The sequence below is a fragment of the Acinetobacter sp. Li1LvA2 genome (assembly GCF_056156705.1).
In genome coordinates, this window is record NZ_JBSICF010000003.1 from 77944 (window position 1) to 92026 (window position 14083).

The 14083-nt window shown below is 39.0% G+C and carries 11 protein-coding genes; 5 read left to right on the forward strand and 6 right to left on the reverse strand.

Annotated elements, in window-relative coordinates; translation table 11 throughout:
* Window positions 1-67 precede the first annotated feature (67 nt).
* Window positions 68-1972: a 1-deoxy-D-xylulose-5-phosphate synthase gene (dxs, locus tag ACS604_RS07675; RefSeq protein WP_151963908.1), complete on the reverse strand. Its 1905-nt coding sequence runs from the start codon at window positions 1970-1972 to the stop codon at window positions 68-70.
* Between the two features lie 303 nt (window positions 1973-2275).
* Here dxs and ribA point away from each other — a divergent pair, with 303 nt between their 5' ends.
* The 3 genes from ribA (at window position 2276) to aroE (ending at window position 4924) form a co-directional block, all read left to right on the forward strand.
* Window positions 2276-2878, forward strand: coding sequence for a GTP cyclohydrolase II (gene ribA, locus ACS604_RS07680; RefSeq protein WP_474771119.1), 603 nt, complete (start codon window positions 2276-2278; stop codon window positions 2876-2878).
* Window positions 2879-3004: 126 nt separating this feature from the next.
* Window positions 3005-3955: an oxygen-dependent coproporphyrinogen oxidase gene (gene hemF / locus ACS604_RS07685; RefSeq protein ID WP_353155810.1), complete on the forward strand. Its 951-nt coding sequence runs from the start codon at window positions 3005-3007 to the stop codon at window positions 3953-3955.
* 180 nt (window positions 3956-4135) lie between these two features.
* Complete coding sequence (gene aroE, locus ACS604_RS07690) at window positions 4136-4924, forward strand: shikimate dehydrogenase (RefSeq protein WP_474771120.1); 789 nt, start codon at window positions 4136-4138, stop codon at window positions 4922-4924.
* Window positions 4925-4971: 47 nt separating this feature from the next.
* On the opposite strand, the gene ACS604_RS07695 is transcribed toward aroE, so the two are convergent.
* Entirely contained in the window at window positions 4972-7314 is a 2343-nt protein-coding gene (locus ACS604_RS07695) for a hypothetical protein (RefSeq protein WP_474771122.1), read from the reverse strand.
* Window positions 7315-7571: 257 nt separating this feature from the next.
* Between ACS604_RS07695 and ACS604_RS07700 the strand changes: the two genes are divergently transcribed.
* Window positions 7572-9395, forward strand: a complete 1824-nt coding sequence (locus tag ACS604_RS07700; protein WP_474771124.1) for an acyl-CoA dehydrogenase C-terminal domain-containing protein — start codon at window positions 7572-7574, stop codon at window positions 9393-9395.
* A gap of 66 nt (window positions 9396-9461) precedes the next feature.
* On the opposite strand, the gene ACS604_RS07705 is transcribed toward ACS604_RS07700, so the two are convergent.
* Complete coding sequence (locus tag ACS604_RS07705) at window positions 9462-10109, reverse strand: hypothetical protein (RefSeq protein WP_151821445.1); 648 nt, start codon at window positions 10107-10109, stop codon at window positions 9462-9464.
* Between the two features lie 250 nt (window positions 10110-10359).
* Between ACS604_RS07705 and ACS604_RS07710 the strand changes: the two genes are divergently transcribed.
* Window positions 10360-10614, forward strand: a complete 255-nt coding sequence (locus tag ACS604_RS07710) for a PspC domain-containing protein (protein WP_004789692.1) — start codon at window positions 10360-10362, stop codon at window positions 10612-10614.
* A 64-nt stretch (window positions 10615-10678) separates the two neighbouring features.
* On the opposite strand, the gene ACS604_RS07715 is transcribed toward ACS604_RS07710, so the two are convergent.
* The 3 genes from ACS604_RS07715 to ACS604_RS07725 form a co-directional block, all read right to left on the reverse strand.
* Complete coding sequence (locus ACS604_RS07715; RefSeq protein ID WP_004789693.1) at window positions 10679-11779, reverse strand: HPP family protein; 1101 nt, start codon at window positions 11777-11779, stop codon at window positions 10679-10681.
* 132 nt (window positions 11780-11911) lie between these two features.
* Complete coding sequence (locus tag ACS604_RS07720; protein ID WP_474771126.1) at window positions 11912-12709, reverse strand: TIGR03915 family putative DNA repair protein; 798 nt, start codon at window positions 12707-12709, stop codon at window positions 11912-11914.
* Window positions 12710-12711: 2 nt separating this feature from the next.
* Window positions 12712-13974, reverse strand: coding sequence for a putative DNA modification/repair radical SAM protein (locus tag ACS604_RS07725; RefSeq protein WP_474771128.1), 1263 nt, complete (start codon window positions 13972-13974; stop codon window positions 12712-12714).
* Between the last annotated feature and the right edge of the window lie 109 nt (window positions 13975-14083).

Here is a 14083-nt window from a genome sequence, read left to right on the forward strand (position 1 = left end):
AAGCGCAAATATTTTAGCAAATATATGCGCTTTTAGGGGGAAAATGTTTCAAAAATTTTATTAAGGGTTAAACAACCTGGTTTAACTTGAGCCAAACTTTCTCAATTGAGCTCAAAATACCCTTAGCGTCTAAACCACAGTCTTGCAACATTTGCCCGTGTGAAGCCTGTTGTAAGAACAAATCTGGTAAGCCTAAATTAATGATAGGTTTCACAATTTGTTCTTGAGCCATGAACTCATTTACCGCACTTCCGGCACCGCCCATAACGGCATGCTCTTCAACAGTGACAAATAAATGTGTGTGCTCAGCCAAATCACGAATAATTTTTTCATCAAGCGGTTTCACAAAACGCATATTTACAACACGCACCCCCACATCATGTTTTTGTGCGAATTGTTCAGCAGCTTCTATGGCAACCATAACGCGGCTACCAAATGCTAAAATTGTAATCTGTTCATCACAAGCAGATTTAATTTCAGCAACGATTTCAGCTTTTCCTAACTCAATAGCAGTCAACTCTTGCTGAATTTCAACACCTACACCTGCACCACGTGGGTAACGTACTGCCGCTGGTCCATTATAGACATAGGCTGTATGAAGCATCTGACGGCATTCATTTTCATCTTTTGGTGCCATGATGACCATGTTTGGCACTGTACGCATGTATGCATAATCATATGCACCTGCGTGTGTTGGGCCATCTTCACCTACTAAACCAGCACGGTCGATCCCGAAAGTTACATCAAGGTTCTGTAATGCAACATCGTGAATAAGCTGATCGTAACCACGCTGTAAAAACGTTGAATAGATTGCAACAACAGGTTTTAAGCCTTCACAAGCCATTCCTGCTGCAAGTGTTACTGCATGTTGTTCAGCAATCGCAACATCAAAAAATCTCTGTGGAAATTCCTTAGCAAACTGAACCATACCTGAGCCTTCACACATGGCTGGTGTGATCGCAAGTAGACGCTCATCTTGTGCAGCTTCATCACATAACCACTGCCCAAATACATCAGAATATTTAGGTGGTGTTTTGCCTGCCGAGACTGCATTAATTTTACTAATTGCATGGTAGGTAATCGGATCCGCTTCTGCTGGAGTGAAACCTTTACCTTTTTTAGTATAGACGTGGACTAAACGCGGGCCTTTACGCTTCTTGAGAGCATTAAATACTTGGGCCAGTTGATTTACGTCGTGGCCATCGAATGGGCCAAAATAATCAAAACCAATTGCTTTAAATAAATTATCTGCCGCATCTGTTGCCGATTGATGCAAACGAGAGTTATAGGTCCATTTTGGATGTGGCTGAATGTAAGCCTCACCATGTTCATCTACATTTACTAAATGGCCTTTTTCCCAAATTGCAGCTAAATGTTTAGCAAAACCGCCTGTGCTACAAGAAATTGACATGTCATTGTCATTCAGCACCACAATTAAATCAGCATTATGTGCAACAGCATCATTCATGGCTTCAAACGCCATACCTGCTGTCATTGCACCATCACCCACAATACAAACGACTTCACATGGGTCGTTTTGATAGCGACGTGCTAACGACATTCCTAAACCAGCTGAAATTGCTGTTGATGAATGCCCTACGCCGAATGTATCAAAAACGGATTCTTCTCTGGCTGGAAATGCCGCTAAACCATTCTTAGAACGAATCGTCGTCATTTGCTCACGACGGCCTGTCAGGACTTTATGCGGATACGCCTGATGTCCCACATCCCAAACTAATCGGTCATTTGGTGTATTAAAGCAATAATGCAGCGCAACCGTCAGCTCAACCACGCCGAGATTAGCACCGAAATGGCCACCACTCTGGCCTGCTGCATATAAAATATATTGACGCAACTCATCAGCCACTTGAACCAATTGGCTATGCTCGAGCTGACGTAATTGTTGAGGATGATCAATTGCATCTAACAATGGCGTAACAGGGCGTTGAGTTGGAATTTCGGTATACAACATATGTGGCAAAGCCTTTATAAGCCTGGCAAATCCTAAGCTGGGTCAAAATGGGTCGATCATACAATCGAATGAAGTCACCTTCAATCAGCCACATTTGCGAACGAGGTCATGCAAAGCAGTCTCTCATACATCATGGGTATGGTTGGCAGATTATCCTGAATAATCTGACTATTTATCAACTATTATCGTCATCTTTATACAAAAAAGAAAACCTTAGTGTGCAAAATGATTATGACAATTCGACCAATCTCCCAGCATTACGCTATACTTTAAACCGTTTTCGGTTAAAAGATGAGTTAATCTGTGCCTATAGAGTTCATTGCAACATCAAAACTCCCGACCGCTTTTGGTGAATTCAATATTTCTGTGTTTCAAGATCCAGTATCAGGTGAAGAACATGTGGCACTTTCTAAAGGGTTAGAAAATCCCCCTCTAGGCCCTGTTTTGGTTCGTGTACATTCAGAATGTTTAACAGGTGATGCCTTTGCATCATTAAAATGCGACTGTGGTCCTCAATTGCAGGCAACTCAAAAGCTCATCAACGAGGTAGGCCAAGGCGTTATTTTATATTTACGTCAAGAAGGTCGTGGTATTGGGCTTACAAATAAAATTCGCGCCTATGCTTTACAAGATCAGGGTCATGACACCGTAGATGCTAATTTACTTTTAAATTTACCTGCCGATGCACGCCGTTACGACATGTGTAGCATCATGCTAGATCATTTAGAAGTAAAAGAAGTTAAATTAATTACCAATAATCCTTTGAAAATTCAGGCACTCAAAGATCAAGGAATTAATGTTGTTGACCGTGTTCCATTAACGGTTGGGCGCAACCCTTTTAATGAGCAATATTTAAAAACTAAACGTGAACGTATGGATCACCTTTACCAAAAAGATGATTTCTAAAAAAATTATAAATTTAAAAATAATTAGAAGGGATTTTTGAGACATTTATTAAAAATCCCTTACTTTTTTTATGGTTTTGTGTTTTGATGTACCTATCTCCTATCTCAATCATCTTTGAGGGTCATTATGCAACATCCGACTTCCACAGATATTCAACGTGTCCGCGAATTTCTCCTCGATTTACAAGCCCGTATATGTGCTGGTTTAGAGCAACAAGAAAAAGCTGGCGGCGGTACGAGTGAATTTATTATTGATGATTGGGTACGTCCTGAAGGTGGTGGTGGACGTTCACGAGTACTGCAAAATGGTACAGTGATTGAAAAAGGTGGTGTGATGTTCTCTCACATCAATATTAGTAAACTGCCCGCTTCTGCTACAGAAAGACACCCTCAAATTGCTGGCGCTAAGGCTCAAGCACTGGGCGTTTCGTTAGTGATTCACCCTAAAAATCCGAATATTCCGACTTCTCATGCCAATGTACGTTTATTCGTTGCAGAACCTGAAGGACAAGATCCAATTTGGTGGTTTGGCGGTGGTTTTGACTTAACTCCTTTTTATCCAGATGAGCAAGATGTTATCGATTGGCATCAAGCTGCACATGACCTATGTCAGCCTTTTGGTGACCATGTCTACGCTGAACATAAAAAATGGTGTGATGATTATTTCTATTTAAAACATCGTGATGAACAACGTGGTGTTGGTGGTTTATTTTTTGATGATCTTAATGACTGGGATTTCGAAACTTGCTTTAAATATATTCAAGCTGTGGGTAATGGCTATTTAAATGCCATTTTGCCAATTTTTGAAAAACATCGTGAACAGCCGTATACAGAAGCTCAACGTGAGTTCCAAATTTACCGTCGCGGTAGATATGTCGAATACAACTTAGTATATGACCGCGGAACATTGTTTGGCTTACAAACAGGTGGACGTATCGAATCTATTTTAGTCAGCCTCCCTAACCTTGCAGGTTGGTCGTATCGCCCAGAATGGGATGAAGATTCCCCTGAGAAACGTTTAACTGACTATTACCTAAAACCACGTGACTGGTTAAATTTAAAAGAAAAAGTCGCTTAATTTTTTGCTTTTTGGAGATTCTTTGGCTTCCACCCTAGAGAATCTCCTTTTTTATTTTCACTTTTCTGAACCTCATTCAAATATTTTTTCTTATTCCAATTTGGCTTATATTGAGGCCTGCTGAATATTCAGCACACGTTTTTATCTGCTTCATGCCATTTTAGAATTTTGGATATAAGAATGACCAAACAGTTTGCAGTAATTGGCAACCCAATCGAACAATCACGCTCTCCTGAATTGCATCATGCTTTCGCTCAAAAAACAGGTGTTGATCTCGACTATCAAAAACGTCTTGCCCCACTTGATGGTTTTGAACCTACTATGCGTAGCTTCTTTGCAAATGGTGGAAGTGGTATGAACGTTACCGTACCGTTTAAAGAACAAGCTTTTGCCTTGTGTGATGTGTTAACCGAACGCGCTCAAATTGCGAAAGCGGTGAATACGTTATGGATGCAGAATGGCAAATTGCACGGCGATAATACAGATGGCCAAGGCCTAGTTGCCGCGATTCAAGCCTTAGACTGGAACCTAGAAAATACAAATATTTTAATTTTAGGAGCTGGGGGTGCAACTCGTGGTGTTATTTATCCACTGGTACAGGCTGGCGCTAAAAAGATAGTGATTGCAAACCGTACTCTCGCTCGTGCAGAGCAACTTGTAGATGACTTAAAAGCAGCAGTTCCTCAAGCTCAATTACAAGCAATTTCTCTAAGTGAGTTAGTTGGGAATTTTGATATTGTAATTAATGCAACTTCTGCAAGCCTTTCAGGTGACGCACTACAACTACCTGAAAATTTAGAGTTCAAATATGCCTATGAAATGGCTTACGGAAAACCATCTAGCTTCCTTGAGCAAGCTAAACAACGCAATGTGCCCTATTCAGAAGGTTTTGGGATGTTAGTGGGTCAGGCTATTGAAGCCTTCTATATATGGAATGGTGTGAGACCTGAATTAAAAGATTTTCTATAAAACAAAAAAGAACCTACTTTAAGTAGGTTCTTTTTTTATCTCATCTATTATTTTTTAGCTGTAACCATCTGCTTATAAACATCTCGGAAAATCTCATAATCAATAAATTCATTATGTTCAGGTTTTAAATTCTGAATTGTTTTTTCCGTAAGTTGCTGTTTACGCGCAGCAGCATAAGCCTTACCTAAAATATCAGCTGTTTGTGACAACAATGGTTTTTCTTCAGCAGAAGCACCATTTTGTTGTTCAAATTTTAATTGATATTGTTTCGAGAAAAGCTGCTCAGGCTGCTTATATTGTTTCTGTAATTTTTGCCATGCTTCACGCCCTGCCTCACCTTGTATTGTCGTAATCACAATATGGTCCACAGCACGACCTAAATCATTATCAAATTGCTCTTCTTGCTCAAGATGATGCTTTTTCTGCAATGCCTCAATACGCTCTAAAGCCTTACCTTGAGGATTATAAGTTTCTTCTTCAGAGAACCAGTAAGCATAAACTTCAGCAATTTCTTGCAACTGTTGAACTGAATAATAATGAATATATGACGGTTTTTCGGCAGTCAATTTTGCAATAAACACAGCCTTATACGTTTTGTCATAGGCACGTGTTGCATCATAAGTTTGGTTAGCCAACAGCGCCAGACTAGAATCTAAATCTTGTACATCGCTATGTAAGCCAACTGGATGTTCAGAAACATCACTCTGCCCAAGTTTTTCACTAAACCCTTTTACAAAGTTTTCAAATAGCGAACCTTTGCTTGCTTCAGCAACTGATTTAGCTTGTTTAAGCTGCTGCTGATCAATTGAAGTGGCTTTACCATAATTTAAAATTTGCATGTCCGCTTTAATATTAAAGCGATGATTAAACTCGGCTGGTGTATAGGCAACATCATAATCTGCGTTAACTAAACGGCCTTTTTCATCAAGTCCAACATCAATCGTAATTGGATTTCTTTGTTTTGGTAAAGCTTGTTCAATCTCGGCTTTATGTTTTAACCATAAAGCTTTAAATGCATCATCATTCACAAACTGGTTCTGATCATAAGCAGCAAAAGTTTGTTTCAGGGCTGCTTGACGAGCTTTCATCTGAGTTTTTTCGGTATTTACGGCGCTCTGATCAAGCACATTAATACCGTAAATTTGACAGTAATTAATATCACCTAAGGCAACTGGTTTCTTAAGAGACTGTAATTCAACACACTGCTCTTCTGTAAGTGTAGCCACTTCTTCATCTTGTGCAGTTAGTTCAGCATCTGCCGCAGTAACGTCTTCGGCTTGAGCTGAATCAGAGGCTGCTTCTGCTGATGCCACATCTTGAGCTGTGCTTGCTTGGTCTTCATCACCTTCCTCAGAAGCCAATGTATTGCCAAAATGAGCATTAATAAGCGAATAAAGTTGCTGACTGACAGCCGCTGCATCTTCAGAAGAAACCTTCTGCCCCTCAGCACCAGTCGCCTTTTTCTTAGCTTCAGAAGCAGCAAGTTCAGTTGCTATAGATTCGGCAATCTTTTGGTCATCAATCCCTAAAACATTTTTTTGCAAATATTTTTCATTGACTTGACCATAGAGTTCCGATTGCAGCAATAGCTCTTCGACCGTATCTTTTAGACGAATTTTTTCTACAATTCCGGCTTTACGGTCAGCATCGGTAATTGGTAACCGCTGTAAATTTTGTGGTTCAGCCAAACGATAAGATACCGCGCTAGAAGCTTTCGCATATTCAACAAACTTCTTCATATCGACGTTTGTAAACAGATTTTTATACTTTGAAAAATCGACATACGCCAAGTTATTTTGATTATCTTTATTGACCAGATAAGGCATTAATCCGAAATAATTAACGTAAAATTTATAGTCCTTCAGATCAAGCACCATTGGCAATTTTGCCTGTACCAATAAGGTCTGTTTCTCATATCTTGCAGTGAGATTGAAAGATCCCATTTTTTGACGGTAATGAACTGAACCATCGTAACTAAATTGGAGATCATTTAATAAATTAATTAATACGGCATTTACTTTTTCTGAACGTGATTCGTCAGATACACCCGAAACAGATTGCTCATTTGCAATTGCGGCATAAAGCGCCTGCTTCTGTTTTTTATTCAAATTAGTCTTTTGTTCACGTAAATATTGATCTACTTTTTTTTGCACTCCAGCATCAAGCTGAGCCGTTTTCTCTACAGTACTGATTTTCTTAGGCTGATTTGGATCAACATTAACTTTAAAATGCCCACGGTAATCATAGCTTGGGTATTCATACATCGCATTCATACCCTGAATGACTTTTTGATCTAAGTTGGCAGATGCCACTGATGGACGTAGGTTATGCTGCGCACATGCGGTCAAACCCAAACTAAATAAACATAAACTGAGATATTTTAAATGCATAACCTTTTTTAAAACCTTATAGCTTTATCTTTTTAACAAAACTTGCTAAAAATATAAAAATTAGTTGTTTTTTCACATAAAAGTATAAGTCCTGAATGTAGCAGAAATTATAATTTCAGGTGTATTTATTTTCGACAAAATTCGCTTTTCTGACATTTCTTTCGGGTGCGATTAACATTGTATTTTTATCATGCGAGTGAATAATCAAATCATCGATACAGATAATCCCACAATGATTCAAAATTAGGATTAAAGCCATGCCAGCATATAAAGCTCCGCTACACGATATTCGCTTCTTAATGAATGAAGTATTAGATTACCCTGCTCACTATAAAACTTTATCAAATGGTGAAAATGCAGATCCAGATACCGTTGATATGATTCTTGAAGGTGCAGCAGATTATTGTGAAAACGTATTGTCGCCACTTAACCAATCTGGTGATGAAGAAGGTTGCCATTTTGACAACGGTGAAGTAAGAACACCTAAAGGCTTTAAAGAGGCTTATGACCAATTTGTAATGGGCGGTTGGCAAGGTCTTTCTTATCCTGAAGAATTTGGTGGTCAAGGCCTACCAATGTCATTAAATCTGATTAAATCAGAAATGATGGGTACTGCAAACTGGTCATTTACTATGTACCCTGGCTTAAGTTCGGGTTGTATGAATACTATCTTGCAATTCGGTACTGATGAGCAAAAACAAACCTATATGCCTAAACTTGTTGAAGGAACTTGGAGCGGCACAATGTGCTTAACCGAGCCTCAATGTGGTACGGACTTAGGTCAAGTTAAAACTAAAGCTGAACCTCAAGCAGACGGCACTTATAAAATCTCTGGTACAAAAATCTTCATTTCTGCCGGTGAACATGACTTAACTGAAAATATTATTCACATCGTACTTGCACGTCTTCCAGATGCTCCTGCTGGTACTCGTGGTATTTCATTATTTATCGTACCTAAATTCATCCCTACTGCTGATGGCGGTGTTGGTGAGCGTAATACAGTCGCTTGTGGTTCAATCGAACACAAAATGGGGATCCGAGCTTCTGCTACTGCCGTGCTGAACTTTGATAATGCAACTGGTTATTTAATCGGTGAAGTGAACAAAGGCCTACACGCAATGTTTACCTTCATGAACACAGCACGTATTGGTACTGCTGTTCAAGGTATTGCACATGCCGAGTTATCTTATCAAGGTGCTTTACCTTATGCGAAAGACCGTATGTCTATGCGTGCGCTTTCTGGTAAGAAAGATCCAGATAAAGTTGCTGATGCAATCATTCATCATGCTGATGTACGCCGCCTATTGTTGACTCAAAAAGCAATTGCTGAAGGTGGCCGTTCAATGATCTATCATGCTGCAAAACTTGCAGACAAAATGACAGATGCATTAACACGTGGCGACCAAGCTGCTTACGAAGACTATGATGATAAACTTGGTTTCTACACTCCAATTTTAAAAGGTTTCTTGACTGAACTTGGTTTAGAAGCTGCAAATAACGGTATGCAAGTTTACGGTGGTCATGGCTACATCAAAGAATGGGGCATGGAACAAATCGCTCGTGATGCTCGTATTTCAACGTTATACGAAGGTACCACAGGCATTCAAGCACTTGACTTGATTGGTCGTAAAGTATTGCTTAGCTCAAAAGGCAAAGTGGTCCGTGACTACACTGCTGAAATCTTAAAATTCTGTGCTGCACACGCACGTAATAAATACTTGCGTCGTTTTGCTTGGGACTTAACTAAGCTTTGCGCTCAATGGAATACATTAACTGTTCGTATCATGCTTGCTGCACGTAAAGACCGTGACATCGTATCTTCTGCTTCTGTAGACTTTTTAATGTTCTCTGGTTATGTGATGATGGCTTACTTCTGGGCGCAACAAGCAGTCATTGCTTCTGAAAAACTTGAAGCAGGTGATGGTGCAGAAATGCCTGAATTCTATAAAGCTAAAATCAAAGTTGCAGACTTCTACTTTGACCGTATGTTGCCTCGTACTCAAGGCCATGCAGAGTCGATGGTAACAAGCTCTCGCACATTAACATCATTACCAGTTGAACACTTTAGCTTCGACTACTAATGATTTTTAAATAGAGAAACGAAAAGAGCGCAATTCATATTGCGCTCTTTTTTACTCAAGTAATATTTATTCTTTAGTTAATACATAAGCCTGATTTGGAACAAAATAGTTTTGCTCTAAAAATTCACGATTTTTACCATAATCGCTATAAAACAGCTTTTCTAGATTCATGACCAGTCTTTTGTTTGAATCAAAATTAAAATAAAAATTAACTTTAGATAAAGGACATTGAATGGTTAACTCATGCTCTTTTTCGTCCACCTTCCAATTTAAAGAAGGACATAATTCATTTACAGCGGCACTTTTAGCCCCATCTTTACTTCCCACGCGGCCAAAATGAATAACATTCCAATAAGCTGATCCATTGGGCAATAAATTTAAAATGTACTCTGCTTCACCTGACTCACAATCAGCAAAAGCATCCTCACATGAAATTCGGGTGTGATATCGCCCTACATATTGCAATAAGGTTCCGCTTAATTTTTTAGCTTGATCTAAGTTTTCTTCGGGTAAAAAAGTACGGCCTGCCACATAATCTAATGTTTTTGTAGATGTACTATTTTTTATTAGATTTTCTTCATGCGTAGAATTAGAGCTGGCACTAGAGTGATCTTTTGAGTTGGCATGGTTTATATCGCAAGCACTCAGTGTCAGGCACATCATTGCCCCTACAACCAAATACTTAACTAAAAAACTAGACCGCTTCAAAGACATATACATTATTCACAGATAACAGCAACCGCCATGTTTATATTCATTTCAGGCATTAACCAATTGCTGTAATAAACCCTTAAGCCCTGAAAAGGTGCATTTTAGTTGATGTTGGTTTCCTTCATCCCAATCCTTTACATATTTTAACCAATTTACTTTTGAGAGGACTTTAAACCCGTTATTTCGCCTCCATATTTTTATTAAGCAAGAGCACAATAGCTTCTTGTAATTATTTATCTTTAAGGAGAATTAGATGGCCAGTTCTGGTTTATATCGCTCGAACCGACACAGCATGATCGCCGGTGTAATGGGTGGTATTGCTGAACGTTTTGGTTGGAACGTAACTTTACTACGTGTCATTTTTGTTTTGATCTCAGTTATGAGTGCAGCCTTTCCAGGAATTTTAGTTTATCTGGTTTTATGGTTAGTCATTCCGAAAAAACAGCCAGAGCATATTGAAGGCTATCGACAATCCGTTCGAACAGTAAATGAAGAACAAGTACGTTAATTAATAATTTTGGTCGCTACGGTTGCATCCCCTAATCAACCGTAGCTTTTTTTTATTCTAAAAATTATAGCTTTCGATTTAACTGTTGCTGTAAAGCCGCAATCATATCTGCACGGCTAATCATTCCTATAAGCTTGCGATCTTCAACTACAGGAATGTAGTTAAACGACTTTTCAACAAAGTACGGCACCAAATCTTGAATCGGTTGAGTTGGCAGTACCGTGACCACTCGACGACTCATAATTTGTTTTACATAATGCTGCCAAGAGTTTCTTGGATCTGCAGCCCCCTTAAACCACTCTACAACTTCATATAACGCTAAAGTTCCTACCAAATGGTTTTCTGCATTTACTACAGGTAGGCTCATCAAGTTCACTTGTTTAAATTTATCGAGTGCCTGATGAATGTCGTCATCTTCATGTAGTTTGATGACATCACGGCTCATAATATCCTGACAGATATATTGATTTACCATGCGCTCATTGGCATGTTCCTGAGCTTCTAAAATAATTTTTTCTAAGTCGTATTGGCTAATATCTAAAAGTTCAGTGTGATGCCCTAATGCATACTCAATATCTTTCGGCTGAATAGATACTTTTTGAGTCGGTGTAGGGTCTTTACTACGCTCATTAAGATGAGCAGTAACCGGATAATGCCGCCCAATTAATCGATTAAAGAAAACAGCAAACCCAAGTAAAAGTAATGAGTTGAGTAAAACCGGATAAAAGATGAAATAAAAGCCTAATTTATGAATTGCCGCCCCACCTAATACAGCCGTAATTGCGACTGCGCCACTCGGTGGGTGCAAAGAGTCGGTGGTCATCATTAAAAATATGGCAAAACCTACTGCAACACTAAAAGCCGTTGTTAAATCAGGAATCCACTGCGCACAGGCAACACCAATAATCCCAGCTAAGGTATTACCAACAATCACATTCCATGGTTGAGCTAAGGGACTGGTCGGTACAGCAAACAATAGAACAGATGAGGCGCCCATTGGTGCAATGTACCAAGCATTAATTCCGCCCAGAACATACCAACTAATTAAGGAAGAAATTGCTAAACCACACAACGCTCCAATACCGCAAAGTAATCGTTCCTTTAAAGGTAAAACCTTAAAATTTGGCTTTAAAGTCTGTAACCATTCTCGCTGTATAACACTCACAGTACACCTTTGGGGATATGCCGTTATTTATAACGGGCAAAAGTATACGCCCAAAGCGACATAAAGTGCATTTAAATTATATCTTTCAAGAATAAGAAAACTTGCTGAACTATTCTTTTTGATTTTAAAACTTTAATATTCCATCAATTTTTCATTTAAATAACGCCAATAGCGCTTCGGCAAATATTGCACATGAAGTTTTATATTTTGGCGTTCAGTAATATTAACGCTATTAAAATAATCTTTCCAAAGCTGGTCATATAAACCTTCCTGCTCATCAAGCTCAAGCTGAAAGCTTTGACTCATCCCATTTTTCAAATTACGGTCGACTTCAGAGGCTTCGAGTGAAACTTCATGTATTTCTTGCAAATCATAGTAAATTCCAAACTTGCGTTGTTCGTCATAAATAAGCCAACGCTGATCTTGGTAACGCCGTTTAAAATGAGGCTGAATAAGCGGTAAAACATTAAAATCAGGACGTACTAAACTCAAAAAAAGCTCATCTTTAGTTTTCTTAAACCGAATAAAAGCCTCCATTCGATGCTTCTCTCGCCCGACCTTTTTCGTCCACTGCGCAATCGCTAAAACACTAGGATTTGAATAATCTTTTTCTACAGAAAAATGGCTAGTAAACACATAAATACAGTAATTAAATAAATGCTGATAGGCATCTAACGATTCAGATAAATAAGCAAAATAAAATTGTTTTAATGATGAAGATGTAAGCTTTTTTTGTAGTGCAGACCAAACACGCTCGGCATGTTGCTCGTTATTTGAAACCTCAATTTTATCGGCAAATAAGCCATGTTGAGCCCCATCATTCAAGCAAAGCCTGACCTGTAATTCTTTAAATTGAAATGCACGAAAAACACAGCTCAGTAGCCCAACCATTGAACCATCAAAATAGTACGCCACTTCATCATTAAACATGGCTAAAACCCAAGGCTTAATTGTGGCGAGAGTTGCTGCACATATTTCGAAGATCCCTGCGTTAAAATCTGCTGCCGAATAAAACTTGAAGAAAGTTCTTTTTGGAATTTTGGGCTGTCTTCACAGCGAATAAAGTATTTAGCACGCTGATAAGCTACACCGAGTTTTTTAAGTAAATCGATATGGATTTTTCCAAAACGGCGAGCCTGCACAATTTTCTTAGCCGATTTCACGCCAATGCCCGGCACACGTAAAATCATTTGATAGTCGGCACGATTTAAATCTACTGGAAACTGTTCAGGATGCCTTAAAGCCCAGCTTAATTTCGGGTCTACATCAAGATCTAAGTTTGGGTGTTTTTCATTGACGATTTCATTGACCTGAAAACCATAAAAACGCATCAGCCAATCGCTTTGATAGAGTCGATTTTCACGAAGCAACGGCGGTGCAGAACCCACTGCTGGCAAGTAATTATTTTCGGTATTAATTGGGATATAGCCAGAGAAATAGACACGTTTGAGTTTAAATTCTTTGTAGTGTTTGTCTGCCATAAACAAGACATCTTGATCTGACTCTTGATGAGCACCCACTACCATTTGGGTGGTCTGCCCTGCTGGCACATATTTCGGCACATGCTTAATGATTTGGCCTTCATCTTTAAGCTGAATGAGCCTATCACGGACCAAACCTAGATCTTTTTGCACTTCCTGATGTGATTTTTCTGGTGCAAAAGTTTTTAGGCCAACCTCGGTCGGCATCTCTAAATTAATACTCATACGGTCAGCATACAAACCTGCTTCATGAATCAGTTCAGGCGATGCCCCCGGAATAGTTTTTAGATGAATATAGCCATTAAAATTTTCTTCAAGACGCAATTTCTTTACGACTTGAAGCATACGCTCCATCGTGTGATCTGCCGATTTAAAAATGCCTGAGCTTAAAAATAAGCCTTCAATATAATTACGGCGGTAAAAATTAATGGTTAAATCTACAACCTCTTGCACCGTAAATGCTGCACGCTGGACATCATTAGAACGACGTGAAACGCAATAGGCGCAGTCAAAAATACACACATTACTAAATAGAATTTTTAAGAGAGATACACAGCGGCCATCTTCAGTATAGCTATGGCAAATTCCTGAATGGCTGGCATCTCCCAAACCTTTATTTTTATTTTTACGGTCACTGCCACTTGATGAACAAGACACATCATATTTAGCAGCATCGGCAAGAATCTGTAGTTTTTCTCGAATGCGATCAGACATATCAAACGACTCATTTATGGCATCGTTTAAAAAATATCATTTTGTATTCTTAAATTTAATCCAGTGAAGTACGCTCAGCGTCATGAGGTGACGTTTAAAATAATCCGTC